General features: G+C 57.6%; 6 protein-coding genes and 1 pseudogene. 2 read left to right on the forward strand and 5 right to left on the reverse strand.

The window, feature by feature from the left end:
• Nucleotides 1-428: 428 nt before the first annotated feature.
• Nucleotides 429-1,145: pseudogene (locus KIH45_RS19245) on the forward strand (transposase); the annotation flags it as partial.
• A gap of 187 nt (nt 1,146-1,332) precedes the next feature.
• On the opposite strand, the gene KIH45_RS18250 reads toward KIH45_RS19245, so the two are convergent.
• The gene (locus KIH45_RS18250; protein ID WP_213177406.1) at nt 1,333-6,606 is read right to left on the reverse strand and encodes an autotransporter domain-containing protein; all 5,274 of its coding nucleotides are present in this window, start codon (nt 6,604-6,606) and stop codon (nt 1,333-1,335) included.
• Between the two features lie 226 nt (nt 6,607-6,832).
• On the opposite strand from KIH45_RS18250, the gene KIH45_RS18255 reads away from it, so the two are divergent.
• Nucleotides 6,833-8,527 carry a hypothetical protein gene (locus tag KIH45_RS18255; protein ID WP_213177407.1) on the forward strand — a complete coding sequence of 565 codons (1,695 nt, stop codon included), beginning with the start codon at nt 6,833-6,835 and terminating at the stop codon, nt 8,525-8,527.
• A gap of 71 nt (nt 8,528-8,598) precedes the next feature.
• On the opposite strand, the gene KIH45_RS18260 is transcribed toward KIH45_RS18255, so the two are convergent.
• The 4 genes from KIH45_RS18260 to KIH45_RS18275 all read right to left on the reverse strand — a co-directional run bounded on the left by KIH45_RS18260 (nt 8,599) and on the right by KIH45_RS18275 (nt 16,795).
• Complete coding sequence (locus tag KIH45_RS18260) at nt 8,599-8,913, reverse strand: helix-turn-helix domain-containing protein (RefSeq protein ID WP_420481946.1); 315 nt, start codon at nt 8,911-8,913, stop codon at nt 8,599-8,601.
• Nucleotides 8,914-9,084: 171 nt separating this feature from the next.
• Entirely contained in the window at nt 9,085-11,889 is a 2,805-nt protein-coding gene (locus KIH45_RS18265) for a TrlF family AAA-like ATPase (protein WP_213177408.1), read from the reverse strand.
• Nucleotides 11,890-11,897: 8 nt separating this feature from the next.
• Nucleotides 11,898-14,834: a DEAD/DEAH box helicase family protein gene (locus KIH45_RS18270; RefSeq protein ID WP_225900036.1), complete on the reverse strand. Its 2,937-nt coding sequence runs from the start codon at nt 14,832-14,834 to the stop codon at nt 11,898-11,900.
• On the reverse strand, nt 14,831-16,795 hold the full coding sequence (locus KIH45_RS18275; protein WP_213177409.1) for a site-specific DNA-methyltransferase: 1,965 nt from the start codon (nt 16,793-16,795) through the stop codon (nt 14,831-14,833). Before KIH45_RS18275 ends, KIH45_RS18270 begins: the two co-directional genes overlap by 4 nt.
• Between the last annotated feature and the right edge of the window lie 57 nt (nt 16,796-16,852).

The following is a 16,852-nucleotide window of genomic DNA, read 5'->3' on the forward strand; positions in this document are numbered from 1 at the left end:
ACCAGCAGGAAGTCTGAATCACAACGCAGCCGAAATGGGAATCCCCCTCGAGTCAGTTCGTGTGGAAACCGCTCTAGTAAATGCGTAGGCCGGTCACCGGCGATAAGGGGTTCGAATTGAACATTGCAGTGACCTTATCTGAGCCGGCCATCGAGTTGCTCCGCCGCTGCGTGTCGTTCGACATCGAAGTTAATCCCAAGACTGCCGAGATTTTTGCCTTCGCCGCTGTGCGCTATGGCAATGGCGCGGCTATCCGGGCAGGGAAGGGCGGCTTGGCACGTGCGCTCGATGAAATGGACGCTGGCCTGTCGCAAAGCGATCATTGTATCGGCCACAATATAGTGCGCCATGATCTGCCGCATCTCGCGACCGTCAGGCCAAACCTCGGGCGAATTGTTCACGCACCTATCGATACGCTATGGCTCAATTCGCTCGCATTTCCGCGCGACCGTTCGTGCACGTTCGATCCAAATTGATAGCCCGATATTAGTGCCGGCTCCCGGACTTCGATACGAAGATCCTCTCGATGTACGCACGCGGCATGACGGTGTACGAGATCCGGGGGTACTTGGCGGATTTGCACGGTTACCCATGCGGTGGTGGAAGCCGTCACCGCATGGATAAGGCCGACCGCTCGACGCCTGCTATCCGTTGGTGTTCTTTGACGCGTTCCGGGTGAGAGTCGGCGACGAAGGCGTTGTGCGCAAAAAGGCGGTTTACATCGCGCTTGGCAACCTGCCCGATGCGATCGACGCAGTGTTCCCCGAAGCGGTCGTTCAGACCTGCATTGTTGATCTGAGCAGAAACTCATTGGGTTTCGATTTCTGGAAAGCAGTAAGGCGATCGCTAGCGCGCTCAAAAGCTTTTATCGTGTAGACAATGCCGAAGCCGGCCTGACCGAGCAGAAGGCGTTCGAGCAAGGCACCTGCGGCCAGAAAAACCCGGCCATCACGCAGAGCTGGCGCCGGCACTGAGAGCATGGCATCCCGTTCTTTGGGTTCGGTGCTCCGATTCGGGGGATCATCTACACGACGAACGCGATCGAAGCGTTGAACTCGAAACTGCGCCAATCCGCCCGTATCCGCAGTCACTTCCTCGGTAACGAGGCGGCCATGAAGCTGCCATATCTCGTTCTCAATCATGCGGTCGGGGGAATGAAACCGTCCTCTTCCAAAAAAATCACTGGCAGGGTCGCGCCATGCCTAGGATACTCTGGTCACAAGTTGATGCACGAGCCGTCGTCCATCCATAGCCGCCCACACTACCTTCAAGATGAAAAAGGGGGAAGATTGCTCTTCCCCCTTTTCCGATGTGGTCCTGTTAAGGACAAGATCAGAAGCCGATCGTTACACCAACGCTTGCTCCGTAAGCCTCAAGGTCGCCGCCGGTCGAAGCGCTGCCGCGAATGAACGCGCCAGAGTTTGCGCCGATATCTGCGAACAGTCCCAAGGTCCCAGTCACAAATCCCTTCGGATCAACTCCCTCCAGAAGGAAGCCTTGCGAGGAGTTGCCCAGGTAAGCCACATCGCGGTTGCCCTTGATGTCACCCTGGAAGGTGTACGACAGGCTCGCTTCCGGACGAATGACGGCAACATCGGTGGTGAAGGCAGTGCCTGCCTTCAGACCAATCGCGGGGGAGAAGACCGTCTTTTCGGCACCTTCGACGACCAGGCTGACCGCCCCGGCGCCTTCTTCGGTGAAGCCGTCGAAGTCGTAACGACGCACCTGAAGGTTGGCGAAGGGAGCGACGAACCCGCCACCGAAGTCGAAGGCATATTCACCACGCAGGTTGAAACGCAGTTCCTTGCTGTCGAAGTCGGCAATGGCTTCGCGGGCCAGCGTCGGCAGGGCACGGCTGGCATCCCAGTCCGACCAGCCGAAGACCAGATCGGCACCAACCGTCACCGAGCCAGCGTTATACTGGGCGTAGGTGCCGACCATCCACGTATCGGCGTTGGCCGAGAAGGGCTGGGCGTCGGTGTCGGCCTCGATGTGGCCGTAGCCGCCACCCAGTCCGAACTCGAGGTTGCCGGTCTGAACCGAGAAGCCCATCGAAGCACCGTAGTTTTCGGTGTCGAGCTCCAGCGAACCGACCGAGCTGTTACCGTCGAAGTCCGCAAAACGACCCGCGGCACCGATCCAGAGACCGAAGCCCGAGTTGCCCCATGCCGTCTGGCGGTTGCTCAGAGCGTCATTGAAGGGCGAAGTCGTTTCGATAGCCGCAAGCGAACCGTAAGCGTGGCCGGAGGCCAGCTCGTTCAGGGCAGCGGAGACTTCATTCGCGGTGAGCAGCGAGTCGAACCCGGCGATCAGCGTCGCCATGTCCTGCGCCAGGGCCAGTTCGCGTACCGAACCGAACGGAGCGGATCCGTTGGCGTCGGCCTGCAGGTCAGCCACTACCGGCGAGATCGCGGCAGTCAGCGCAGCACCGGCGGCGGCGGCGTTGCTGTTGGTGGCAACGCTTTCATAGCCGGTACGGTCGGTCACGACAGAGACGATGGTGATGCCATCTTCAACGCGCGTCGTCAGGCCGAAGCTGACGAACGCGGAGTCGAGCTGGGTGTCGACCGTCGCGGTGTTCGTAACCGTGCCGGTCACGCTCATGATGTCCAGCGTCGCGCCGTCGGCATAGATGCCGCCGATCGGCGTCAGGACATTCACCGTGCCTGCCAGGTCCAGGTCGCCATCGACAGCCACGAAGCTGTCATCCAGCGACACGGCCTGACCGAAGGCATTCTCGATCGTGGTGAATAGCGGCTGGCTCACGCCGATCTGCTGCACGCCCAGAATATCGACGCTGGTTCCGCCGGTCACGCCGGACGGGAACACGCGGACGAGATCCGGCAGCACGCCAAGGGTGAGTGTGCCGGTGTCGGTCTGCGTGAAGTTGCCTTCCTGCACGATGGTGACACCGTCGACAGCCACCAGGCCTTCACCCACCAGGTTCGAACCGAACTGCGGCTGTTCGAGCATAACGATCTGGCCCAGCACCAGCGATGCGGAGTTCACTAGGTCGCCGCGCAGGCCCAGCGGGCCGCCGTTGCTGGAGAGCTGCAGCTCGCCGCCATTGATGGCGAGAGTACCCACATCGAAGGTGTAGAACGGCAGGTCGTCGTTATCACCCGGCACGTATTCCGCACCGTGGATGAGGAAGATGCCCTCGTCGTTCTTGTTGAGCGTTTCGACACCCAGGACAGCGGTTGCACCCACGAGCGACGAGAGGCCACCCGTCGGATCGAGCGCCAGCGCCGTGTTGGAGTCGAGGCCGAGGTAGCCCGCACCGTTGAGGTTCAGAGTGGTCGCCGTGAAGCGATCACCCGTTTCCGGATCGTACTCGGCAACAACCGGGCCCGACGTGATCGAACCGTCGTTGAGGTTGAGCGTAGCGTCGATCGCGCTGGTCAGGACCATCGGATCGATGTCACCGAAGGCACCTTCGACATAGATGCCGCCGCCGAGCATGGCGTTCTGTTCGAGCGTGTAGCTTTGGACGAACGGATCGTACTCTTCGGTGACGGTCTGCTCACCAAACGCGGTGAACGTATCGACGCTGGTGGTCTCGTAGTTGTCGACGTTGTCACCAAACACGATGCCATCGGCGATCCAGCCGTCATTCAGCACGGCGCCCGTTGTACCAGCCAATTCAACCCGGCCAGCAATCATGCCTGCGTTGTCGACAAGCATGTCCCCGCCAACCGGCGCATAGGTGTTGGTGTTGGTCCGGGTTTCGAGCAGGTCGCCGGGATTTTCACGGAGGTAGGAGTAGGTAAGAGCCTGCCCCAGCCCGTAAAGTTCGATGTCGCCATAGATGTCACCGTTGTTGATGACCGTAGCGTTGCCCAGGGCGTACAACTCGACGTCGGCAAAGTTGCCGTCCTCGGCACCGATTTCACCATCATTCAGCAGAGTGGCGTCACCGGCAATCGGAGTTCTGAACGACGTGAAGCTCTCGCCCGTCAGCACGCCATCGGTGAAGACCGGCGTGCTCGTCGAACCATGGGTCTCGTTATAAGCGGTCAGATCTACGTCACCGTAGTCGGTAGCCACGCGGGCACCTTCACCGATGGTAACGCCGATGTTACCGCCGATGGCATAGATACCGCCAACGACAGACACCGAACCGTCGACCGGCTCAACGATTTCCAAGGAGACGTCGCCGTTAGAGGAAGTCGTAAGTTCGGTCTGTTCAAAGGTCTGCGTCACAACGCCTGCAAGCGTCTGCACGCTGTCGGAGGTGCTGGTGCCGCCGATCGAATAGGCAGTGATCTGCCCGTCCACGTTGCCTGTCAGCGATACCGCAATGTCGCCACCTTCGGTTCTGGCATTAAGGTTGCCGAACACGAAACCGCCCACGTCGGCGAAAATGTCGCCGCCAGCAGAGCTGTTCGAGTTGCTGTTGGTGATCTCGCGATAGACGAGGGGATCGTCCGCCAGGATGGTGGTGGTGCCAGTGCTCTCCGACGTGGAGTTGGTGCCGTTCGAGAACAGGCCAACCGAGCCGGTTTCACCGTCAGGCCCGATGGCAAGCGAGATGCCGCCCGCCTGGGTGTAGGCGTTGACACTGCCGTCGACGATGGCATCGCCGATAGCGATATCGACTGCGCCCGACGCGGCCGTGCTGGAGCTGGAGTTGCTCTGCACGGATTCGCCGCTGAGGAAGGTGCCGTCTTCATAGACTTCCGCCATATCAGTGCTCGAGGTGCTCTCGGAGTTCGAGCCATAGCTGTTGGCGTAGATCGAACCGACCTCGGCACCGTTCATCAGGCCAATGGCAATGTTGCCACCGGCAGACGAAGCATTGACGCCGCCGTTCACCGTGCCGCCATCGATAGCGATCGCGGTGGTGCCAGCGGAGGTCGAGCTGGTGTTGCTGCCGGAGCTGGCGACGACACGATCCCCATCGAGCTGCGACAGGTCGTTGCGGTCGAGGCTCTGTTCGTAGGTGCTTTCACCCGTGTTGTCGAAGCTGCCGGTGTTCAGGTTCAGGTTGCCGAGAATCAGACCCGTCACGGAGGCCGTGTTGTCCCCGTGCGCGTTCTGCGTCACCGTGCCACCCTGCACCTGCGCAAACCGCACAGCGCCGACCGTGCCGGAATAGTCGCCGGACACGCTGCCGCCGCTGGCGGTGTTGGAGTTCGACGAGCTGTTGGCATAGGTCGAAACGAAGGATCCGTCGTCAGCATAGACGGTTTCGCCCTGCCCTTCGAAAGAGCTGGTCGAATCGAAGCCTTGGGCGTTCGCCGCGATATTGCCGGTAACGGCGCCCGCATTGTCGACCGTGACATCGCCATGGGCGAACACGTTGACATTGCCATCAAGCAGGCCGCCAGCTTCGTTCACGAAAGAAGCATCGCCGCCCGAAGCGGTGGAGCTGTTGGTGCTGCTGTTCTCGAACGATGTGGAAATCAGATCGAGCGTCGTCTCCTCGCGCACGGTGGTGCTCGAGTTGGCGTTGCTGCTCGTGCTGTCAGTGGCAGTGGAGTTGACCGCAACGTTGGCGTTCACACGGCCGCTGTTGGTGAAGTCGGCTCCACCCTGGCCCTGCACGTTCACGTTGAAGATGCCGGCGCCCGTGGCACCGACCTGGCCCGTGTTGGTGACGCTGGCGACACCGCCGGTTGCCGAATTGGCTTCCGCAAAGGAAGTCATGCTCGTGGAAAGGGTGCCATCCGGCGCGTTGAGCGAGGCGCTCTGCTGTTCGTAGGTATATGCAGAACCGTTCGCAAAGGCAGAGACGTTTGCGTCCGCCATGCCTGCGTTGGTGACAGTAGCATCGCCGGTCGCCTGCGCGATAATCGCGCCGCTGACAGAGCCGGAGGCCGCAACGTCAACCGACGCATCGCGAGCGATGTTGCCTTGTTGATAGGCGTAGTCGCTGGTGCTGCTGCCAGCAGCCGGATCGCTCACACTGACTGCGTCAGTGGTGTACTGAAATCCGCTGGCACTAGCATTGATCGAGCCATCGACTTCACCCGCGACCGCAACAGTCACATCGTCGTTCGAACCAGCATTGACCGAACCCGTCGACGCGGTTGCCGCAACATCAAGCACCACACCGCCGGTTTCCGCAGTGGTGTAAGCCTCTTCGAAGGTGTTGGTGGTCACTCCTGCGGTGGTCTCGGTGCTGGAAGCGGATTCATAGGAACCGTCGTAGGAGTTGAGCGAGACGTTGTTGGCAGCGCCCGTGATGGCCACATCCACATCCGCACCACCGTTGACGAAGAGGTTGCCGTTCAGCGTGCCGCCTAGCGTCACGGCGACAATCGAACCCGTTGTGTCATTGAATGCATTGATACGAACATCAACGGCATCGGTTTCCGTGCCGATCACACCGGAATTCACAAAAACCATTTCCTGATCCAGCAGGAAGGCATCGATAGCCGCGTCAGGCTGCCCCACAGCCGCGCCAGCTTCTATGCTGACCGAAACGCCGTCTTCTGTGCCGAGCACTCCGGCGATGCCGGTTTCCACGTCAATAGCAGTAACATCATCGCCGCAAACCACGTCGTCGCCCGTCGTCACACATGCTGCCTGCGCGGGTGCCGATAGCGACACCGCCAAGGCTACAGCAGCCGAACTCGCACAAAGTGCGTTCTTAAATTTCATCTGAGGAACCCCCAACATTATGCCGATATCCACCGGCAAAAACCTTTCTTTCGACCCTGACCGTTTGCCTGGAGCCAACATTTCTAATGCACGGGAGCGCAGTATCGCAGCGGGATAGTACCGCGACCAAATCGTGAAAATTTGCGATAAGAACGTGAATTATTCTAGATTAGGTTCGCAATTTCAAAATGATGGATTAGGTGCCCTCGGAGTCCGTGGGGGGTGGTTGAATATGGAAGAGAGACGATACGCATTATACTTGCGTGGCTATCCGAGGCTCGTCGATCCGACAGGCGCAATACTTGATGTTTCCAGCAGAAAAGCTTTAGCGTTACTGGCGCTTCTGGCGACTGGTTCCAGAGGTACGCGTTCGCGCGCATACCTGCAGCAAAAGCTCTGGGGTTCTCGCGCAGCGCGCCAGGCCCAAAGCAGCTTGCGCAGGGAAATCGCCAGCCTGCGCAAGGCGGCTCCCGGCCTGCCACTGTCGTCTACCTACAGGACGGTCGCGCTGGAGCTATCGCAAATCTCGATCGACATCTACGATCCGAGTATGAGCCAAGGTAGCATCGCTGACTTTCTCGAGGGGCTTGATCTACCGGGTGAGGAGGACTTCGAAGACTGGTTGCGCGAAGTCAGGAATTCTTTTGCCGAAGGAGTGGTTTTCCAGCAGTCCAGAACGCCTCCCTCGGCAGCTCAGGCCGAGATACCCGTCACCCCAACCGTGGGCATAATCCTCCCGCCCGCCAAAGTCCCAAAGTCCCATCAGGACTATGAATTTCAGCTGATGCAACGTGATGTCATCTATCGGATGTCGGTCGGCAACAGGCTGCGCCCGGTGGTGATACCAAAGGCGAAAACACTCGATGATAACCATTCGTACTTGGCCTTCATCGACTTGCACAATTTTGCGGAAGAAGAAGAAGAAATCTCCATCAGTATCTTCTCAGGCAGGGGCATCGGCAAGGCACGTCAGGGCGTAATGGTGGGAAAAAGGCGGTGCAAACTCAGCGTTCGCTCTTACTCAAGGCAAGAACAGATCGCGGCGGAGCACCTCGTGGTAAACGTGCTGGCCCTGCTCCAGCAGGATATCGTTGAACGCGCGCGCTATTCGGAGGTGGACAGCGACGGGCAGAAACTCTGGAAGGCCAGATCCATCATCGAAGAGGGGGACGTCGATAACTGGGACGAAGCCCGAGAGCTTTTGCTCTCAATGTCCTCGCTCGACCAATCGCTGGAAGCCTATGGGGAGCTCTATCGCATCGCGATGTTAGAGATCATCATACAAGGAGAAACGCAGAGTAACTTAGAAGAGCTTGCCATGAAGATCGACGATCTGACTTTTCATCGCGGCGTCGATGTTGTCGCGATGAGCTATCGCGGTTTCGGCCTACTGCTTTTAGGGGACCACAATGCGGCTGCGAACATTCATGGCCGCCTCGATCAGATTGCCCCGCTCAACCATTGGGTTTGTATGCTGGGTGCGTTGATTGAGCTGTCCTCAGGTCGATGGGGCCAGGCAATGGATGACTGTTGCAACATATTTCGCGGCATGCACGCGGATGCCTACACGGCACCATTCATCGCATTCCATGCCCTGCTTGAATTCTATCGCGGTGAATACGAGGCTGCCACCGACGCGGCGCGCAGTGCACTCACCGTCGGCAAGCGGGCCGGGATCGCGGCGCTTGTCTTTAATTTGGCGCAGCGCAGAACTGGCTCGAAAGAGAAAGCGGTCGGTAGCTCCGAGCTGTTGAACGGCGAGGATCTGAAGCGATTTTCATCTATCCTGAAGCTAATTTTTGCGATTAGTCCAAGCCTTGGCGAAACGTTGCAGGGTGAACTTGGGGGCGCCGCGTATTTACAGGATAGAGAAAGAGCGCAGCCAGATAGCGGATACCCAGTCAGACACAGAATGAAGTAGCAATGTTGGGGGGCATCGGGGCCAGCTCGGGCGGCGAACATCGCGGTCCTTCCAGCTTCCTTCCTGGATCATCATCTGCCGAAAAAATTGCAAGCAACAGTGGTCCCGTGGCGCTCGATAATGTACTCGCGTGCGAGGGTCGGGCCGAAGTCGTGATAGTGCTCACGCAAGGCGTCGCTATAGCGGCGATTGCTTGGCCGGCCGCGTTTGCGCGAGATCAGTCCGGGTGCACCTTCAGCTCGCAATCGCTCCAAAGGCCGAAAAATCTGCCGCCGTTTGAGAGCAAGGTTGACCACGGCATCATCGATCCGAAATTCACCGCGCTCGACGCGCATCAAGGTATCAAACCGCGAAAGCTCGCCATGGCTCATCGCCACCACCGTCATAGCCAAGTCCTCCCGCCTTGCAGGAAGACATGCCACCGGAACCGCGAGACGTCCCGGTTGTGACATCTCTAACTTGCGGGGTGTGACATTTCTAAATTGCTCTTACAAGATCCCGAAGCGGATAATGTTTCTTATGTTAAATTTAACTCTCCTTGGAGCGAGACCGAGGCCCTAGAAGCCGTATTTCTCACGCCGCAGTCGAAAGGCATTCTCGCCACCTTCCATGATCTGTTTGATTGCTTCGCGGGCTTCGGGAATGTCGATTGCGCCCCGCCCTTTGATCGTGCCGCGAGATTGATCGTCGCTATTGCGATAGCCAAACCAGATGACCAGCTCGGCATCACCGTTCACGACGAGATTGGCGTTGTGGCTGGCAAATACGATCTGGCGCATCTGCTTCGCAGCCCATAGCTGTTCGACAATCTGCAACATGACAGGGTTGTCGAGGTCTTCCTCGGGCTGATCGACAATGAGCGGAGGACCGAGCTGATTGAGCAAAGTGCGCAGCAACGCGGTCGCCTGTTGACCGGCAGACGCATTCTTGAAGGGTATATAGTCCGCCTCTTTGGCGCGAAATTCATAGACCGGCACCGACTTGATGGGCGTCAGGGCGAGCGAGAGCCAGGTTTCGGGCTTGAGATACTGCGCCATGCGATCAAGCTGGTCGAGTTTCAGGCCTGCCGCCGTCAGTGTTGGCGCAGCAGGGCGTTCCTCGGAAACCGCATTCCCCGGATCGAATTCAGCCAGCTTTTCGAGTTCGCCGAGCACTTTCAGCCACGTCATCTTGGGGTCTTCGGCATTGACGATATACTGCCCCAACTCCTCGATTTTGGCAGATTGGACGCGCGAGCCGGTGAGGTTCTGCCGGAGCAGATCCACAAACGCGCTCGCATCGGCATAGGGCTTGAGGGTCACGCGAATTGCGCTCTCGGAACGCTCGGTCAATGCCTCGCCTTCGCGGGTTAGCAGAGCATCGCGCTCTTCCTGCGCCGACAACCACTCCCCTCGCGCGGTATCGAACAGCGTTTCGGCAGATTTCAGAGACGCCAGAGTTTCACGGGTGCGGGTAGATTCCGCAGCCAGTTCCGCCGCGCGGGCTTCCAGATTGCGCAGTTGTTCGAGCCGTTTACGGTGCGAAGAAGAGCGTTCGACGGCTTCATTATAGCGCGCCCTGAAAGCCTCGTATTTGGTATCCCACTGCGTCCAGGGGACATCCGCTTCCGGTGCAGGTTCAGCGATGGCTTCCGCTGACTGCGACAGAGTGTTCAAAGCCGTCTGCGTTTCCGAAAGGAAATTCGCATAGGCCTGCCGCGCCGCCTGCAATATCGCCGCTTCGGCTTCCGGCTTATCGGGGGCTACAGGCGACAAAGCGCCGGCTTGGTCGGTGACGATCTGCGCGAGTTCATCGACTTTGCGCCGGATGGTTTCGCCCGATGCCTGCCAACGCTCAACCTCGGTGTTGGCGTTGGAATAGTCATTGGCCTGATCGAGCGTTTGGCGATCGGCATCGGAAAGGCCGGTCAGCGACTGCTTCAGGCTTTCCGCCTGGCCGGTGATCGACTGGTGTTCGAGAACACGGTTGGCAAGCGTGCGGTTGAGTTCGTTAAACCGTTGCCGGGTCGCAAACGTCTCGCGCATTTTGTTGGCGCGATCAGCCGCCTTCCGGTCAAGGCGATCGAGGTCGCCCTTGATTGGCGCGGTGATGAAACGGGTCAGTTCGTCGATGCGCACACTGACATCACTCAACTGCTTCTGGCTGTAAGCCTGAATCGGCAGAAGGGTGCGGACTTCCTCTTCCGAGCACGGTCGGAATTCCTCGCGCCCGATCTTCATCTGCACGGAGCCGTCAAGGCTTGAACGACGCACCACATGCGGAACGCCATTGAGCATGTAGGTGACGGTGACGCCCTCCCCCAAGGGCTTCAAAGTCTGCTCGATCAGTCGGGCACGGCGAGACTGATAATTCGGGGTATCATCATCGACATTCGACGGGGGCTGATCGCAGAGCGCCCACCGTACATATTCAAGGACGGTCGATTTGCCCGTCCCGCGACCGCCGATCAAGGCGCTGTATTGGGGGTTAAGCTCGGCATCGAGCGGGCCGAGAAACTTGGAATTGCCGATGCTGACTGAGGCAATGTAGGTTTCAGGAACATGCGGCGTATCGAGAGAAATACGCGATTCCTGCGCAAGGCAAGCCTGACGAAGAGCTTCCGCCGTTGGTGTCGCCCACTTCACCCAGGTCGAGGGCTTGCCAAGCTCTGCATGATCCACCGAACGCGTGTCGGATGTCTGAATGCAGGCGATGCGCTTATGCCCCCAGGCCTTGTCTTTGCCTGCGAGAATGTTCTTCGGGCCGTCTTTGAGCTTGGAAAACTCCTTGTCGGTGTAGCCGCCAACCCACGGCATTTCCGAATATTTTCCGGCCATGCCAGTGCGCAAGAGCGAGAATGGCCCCTCGCCGCTGACATTGGGCAAAACCATGTATCTGCCCTTCAAGAAGGAGTGTCCGTCCAGTTCCTCTTTCAGCGCGCGCAGGCTTTGGATGTGCTCAAGGCGTTGCACATCACAAACCTTGGCTTGATCCACGCCATTCTGGGTAATCTTGAGGGCGGTCTGCGCCTGCGGAAGAAATTCATCGGGGAAATCGGCGTCGAAAATGATGAGCGCCTGACAGGGTACGCCAAGCGTCAGCTCCATGCCGGGAAAGACGATCAGTCTTTGCCTTGCATCCAACTCGCTTCCGTCTTGAGCCGTTTCTTCGGCGGCGGCCTGACGGACGAAGGGAATGAAAGCCGTGCAGTGGTGGTCGGTGATCGCGATCGCCTGAACACCACGCTCACGGCAAGCGGCGACAAGTTCCGCCGCATAGGCGCGCCGTTCATCGTCCGTGACGGCATCAGGCCCACTCCACCGCTTATCGCGCGGTGTGTGAACCTGAAAGTCACATTGAAAGAAGTGCGCACCCCGGTCCATTGATCCCCCTAAAACGCGAATTTCGGCTGCGTTTTCACGTCCACTGGCCGCAGCTTGGCGTAGGCGAGCAGGTCGGCGATTGAGCCACCCTTATCGCGCCATCCGTAGAATGTGTCTTCGCCGAGCAGGACATAATGCCATTCGGCATTGCTGCGATCATCCTCCGACAACTCGTTGATGCGATCGCACCAAGCCACGGCGGCTTTGCGCTTCCGCTTCACATTCGGGGAGGACAGCTGCCCCTGCGCCTTGGTTTCGACAAGGTAGATCGTCTCGCCACAGCGAACGAAAAAGTCGGGTGAATAGAAGGCGGGCAAGCCGTCTTCCTTCACATAGCGCAGGCGCGCGAAGGTGTGCTTTTGTTCGTTGATCTTGCAGAAGGCATCGACACTGCCGTCCTTCTCGCAGGTTTCCATAAAGGCCCGTTCGAGGCCGCCGTTGCGGGAGGGGTACGGCAACCGCAAATAGATCGCCTTGTTAACGGCGAGGGATGAGCCTTCGCGCATGGCGAGTTTCGGCACTTCCGAAAGGCGGCGATGGGCAACCTCGGCGTCGGCCACGAGCACGGATCCTTCGGCTTCAAGGATCGAGCGCGCCCAGACCTTGATGATGTGTTCGGTCACGGCGTCGATCAGCAGGACGCGCCAGTTTTCATCATCAAGCGGTACAAAGTCGCGGTCAAACAGGCGGGTGCGGATGTAGGTGTCGAGACCTTCGGCCAGTTCGGCGCGATTGATCTGGATATAGGGGAATTTCGCGGCGTTGGCGAAGGTCTTAGAGCTGGACGTGGTGTCGGTCAGCGTGACCGCCTCGGTGATCCGGCGCGTGATACGGGCGAGATAGTCGTTGTAGCCGGTAGCAGTCATAACGCCGCCCTGGACGCGATAGTCGCCGAAGCGCGTCTTTGCTTGCACGTCCTCGGAATGGAAGCGGTCGCCGTGTCCGAGCTGCTTCTTCAGCTGATCGAGCGAGAACGCGCCGAAGGATTCGAGGCCTGACGGGTCAATCTGCGCATCAGCCAATTCTTCCACCCGATCCCGCAGGATGAACGGGATCGCGAAGTCGTAGTCTTCATAATCGTCCCGCAGGCCGACTGAAATCAGGTCGCCAGTCGAGCTGCCATTGCTGTCATCATCGTCGTCCTCTTCGGCGGCCAGGCCGTCATTGATGAGGTCGTCGTAAAAGTCCTGAAAGGCTGGATGCTCGACGATCGACAGGATGTCGATCATGTTGGCGGGGGTCTTGCCGGTGGCGATCATCTGGCGGTTTTCCCGCTTGATGTCGTCATATTCGTTGCCGCGCCACATAAGGCGCAGGCCGCGGCCGATCGTCTGTTCGAGCAGGATGCCTGCGGTCGAGGCGCGCAGCGGCACAATGACGCAGATATTGTTCACGTCAAAGCCTTCACGCAGCATCAAGACGCTGACGATCACTCGCGGTGAAGCATGTCGATCGACATCGAACAGGCGTTCACGCAGCTGCTTCCAGTCATCGGGCTTCAACTCGCCCTTGCGGTTGGAATCCACCCGCAAAATCTCGTCATCCGACAAGCCTTCATCGCGCATGAAATCGGCGACAAGGGGGGTGACGGAGGTATCCTCGCAAACCACAAGCATCTTCGGATGCTTTTCGGGATCGAGGTCGGCGAAATCGGCTTCGAGTTTGCGCAGCTTGGTCAGTCCGGCGCGCAGCATGATGCGCTGCCCTTCGGACAGCATAGGGTCGCCGTTCTCGTCACGGTCGGCCTTGAAATCGAGTTCGTCGTTGCTGAGCGCCCCGATCTCGGATCGCTTGTCGAGCACGAGCGATTTGACCAGACCTGCCCGCATAGCCGTCTTGAGGTCGAAATCGACGATGATGTGAGGGAAGTAGGATTTGCGGGAATTCCGCCCCGTGCCGACCTCGTTGTAGGGCGTGGCGGAGAAGTCCACCTGAATAAAGCGGTGCGCCTTGGGGGCAGAAATCAGGTTGAGGCTCTTCTGCCACTCGACCTCTGTCACCTCCCCTTCCCGCCTGAATTCGTGGATGTGGTGCGCCTCGTCGTTGAAGACCATCAACGAAGGCAAATCCTTGAGATAGGTCAGAATGCCGCCGCGCTCGTAGCGGCGGTTAAGGACATTGAGGTCATTGCCTTTGCTCGTGCCAGGTGTCAGCGGAAGCATGCTTTCGACTACCTGCTTGGGATCGATCTCTTCCCCCGGTGCATCGATGTCCTCGTCTTCAAGCGGCTCGCCTTCCTCGGACAGGACATGCCAGTTGGCGATGGCGATGATGCCGCCAGCGGTGACTTTGCGGCCGATGTCTTCTTTTGGGCAAATAGCACCCTGCACGAACCGGAAAACCTCATCCCGATAGGCATCAGGAATGAACAGCTCCTGGAAGATGGCGAGGTCGGAAATGGAAAAGTCACGCTTGCCGTCGCGCTCTTTTCCCATGAAGGCGTCGAGCAGGCGGTCATAAACGATCAGGCCCGGCGCAACGACAAGGAAGTTGCGGGTGTAGCGTTCGCTGTCGGGATCACGGTGCGCGTTGAGTACTTGCCAGACCATGAGAGCTTGCAGCACCCAGGTCTTGCCCGTGCCGGTCGCCATCTTCATGCAGTATTTTGGATAGGCGTTTTTCGGGGCGCGGATCACTTCGGCATCGCGAGCACTGGCAAGCATCACATCGGGCGCGGCCGCCTGATAGAGGTCTTGCAACGTGATGACTCCAAGCACCTCATGCGCATAGATGGTGTTAAGCAGCGCCTGACGCTGCCCGGGATGAAAATTGAAGCGCCGGGCGTCCTGGAATTCCGTCTGAAACCACCATTTGAGCAATTCAGCCGTCATCGACGAAACCTGATCGAGGATCGGCGCATCGCCAGTTTCCAGTCCGGCGCATGCCTCTTCAACCAGCGCAGAAAGTCTCTGGGCGAGCGAAAGGCTATTGATCCCCTCCATCATGCCACCTCGATCGTAGCTTCGGCTTCAAAACCGAACACATCGACAACACGGACGCATACCAGTCGTCTGCCGTCCTTTTTCGGCAATCCGGTCAGCTTGGCCGTGGTGACGACACGATAGGGATCATCGTCATTTTCAGTGTTGCCGCGATAGTCCTGCCAGACCGAACGGAACACCTCACCATCGTAGTCGGGATCAACACTCCAATATTCGATCAGAGCAAGCGGATCAGTATTCACGATATTTTCAAGTTTTTCTCGGTTCTTCTCATCAAGATTGAGCGCTTCTGGCGACAGCAAAACATAATTGTCGATCGCAACAGCCAGTGCTTCCTTTTGACCGTCTACTTTACGCTCAACCTTACCGAGCTTCAGGTATTGCAGCGACGAGAAGCGCACTTCATCGGCCTTGAGCTTCTGCCCCTTTTTCTTTAACCGGTCGAGTAAATCGGGCGGGATGACAAGCACTTCCAGGCTGTCACCCTGCCCCAAGGCGTCGATGTCATGGCCGATCGTCGGTGAGAAATTCCAGCCCAGAATAATAACCTTGTCCCAACCTCCCATAAGGTTGTCGCGAATTTCGATGGCCCGGCGCAGTGTAGCGAGGCCAGTCATCTTGTTCGGGCTATCAGCCAGAACAAGCGTCTTGCTACCCCGCAAGCGCCCCATATTCTTATTGGGGTTTTCTTCCGCAGGAAGCGGCAGCGCCCCGAAAAGCCCCAATACGACCTCCGCAAGGTCTCCAATTCGGAAACGACTTCCCATTGTCGAACGCATCTGTTCGACCTGATAGTCACCGATATGTTGAAACAGGAATGGTTGCGCTTCTTGGTCGATCAACCGCTTTCGCGTAATCATACATGCTGGCTTACCCAGATCAGATGCCACCCATTTTCGCCCCAAACGTTCGGCTACAATGGCAGTCGTTCCCGAACCTACAAAGAAATCTGCTACAATAGAATCCTTATTTGTAGAAGATTCCATTAGTCTTTGTATTAATTTTTCAGGCTTTCTAGTGTCGTATTCTGGGCCGGATTCAAGTCCGATATCAGTCCATATAGATTGAAGTTCAACACCAGGAAGGTCATCGACGTATTGCACGACGTTTGGGCGTCCTTCTCCGTCCTTCGCCCACACAATTCTGCCCAGTCGCTCAAGTTCGTCGAGCGATTTCTGCACATTGCATTGAGCCTCCTCCGAGATGAGGTGACGCAAAAAGCCGGGTACTGCCCAATGCCTGCCCTTCCCCATTTGATGGGGATCGACGCCTTTCCAAGGCTTGCCAGAATCTCCATCACGCCGGCCGGGAGCTGTCAAAGGGCTTTCTCGATAGCGTTTTCCTTCGCCATCAACTTTGCGAAACATGGTGTCTATATATTCATCTGAATATGGCGTGTGTTGTTGATTCCAAATGCCGCATCCATTTCGAGTGTAAAATAGAATACTGTCATGGACGTGATTATAGTATTCGCTGCCGCCTCTTGAAGTTGTTCTTCGCCAAATTATTTCATTTTCGAAATTATATCGCCCGAAAATTTCATCAGCTATTATTTTAACATAAGGGCCAACGCTTCTATCAATATGTATATACAGGCTTCCGACGTCAGAAAGAAGCTCTCTAATAAGCGTTATGCGTGGCGTAATCATCTTTAGATAAGACGCAGTGCCATCTCCCCATGTGTCAGAATATGCAAATTGTTCTAAAACACTTGGGTTTTGTTGCAATTCCGTACCAGGAAGAGTTATTTTTGTCCTGTAATCAGCCTTGCTGTCAAATGGGGGGTCAATATAAACCATGTCAATTTTATTTCGATAACTCCCCCTTTCTGGATCACCAGCTATAAGAGCTGCCATTGCAAGAAGGGTGTCTCCATAAATTAGTGAATTTGATTGCGAATTATATTTCAAATTATATCCTTCTTGCTTGAAGAAATCTTTAGACTTAGAGCGGTTTCCGTTCATTCCGGCTCATAGCCGCATGATTTAAAGTAGTTGGCGCATTCGTCGGGCTGGAAGATG

The organism is Croceicoccus gelatinilyticus, from assembly GCF_018398395.1.
In the GTDB taxonomy this organism is placed as follows: domain Bacteria; phylum Pseudomonadota; class Alphaproteobacteria; order Sphingomonadales; family Sphingomonadaceae; genus Croceicoccus; species Croceicoccus gelatinilyticus.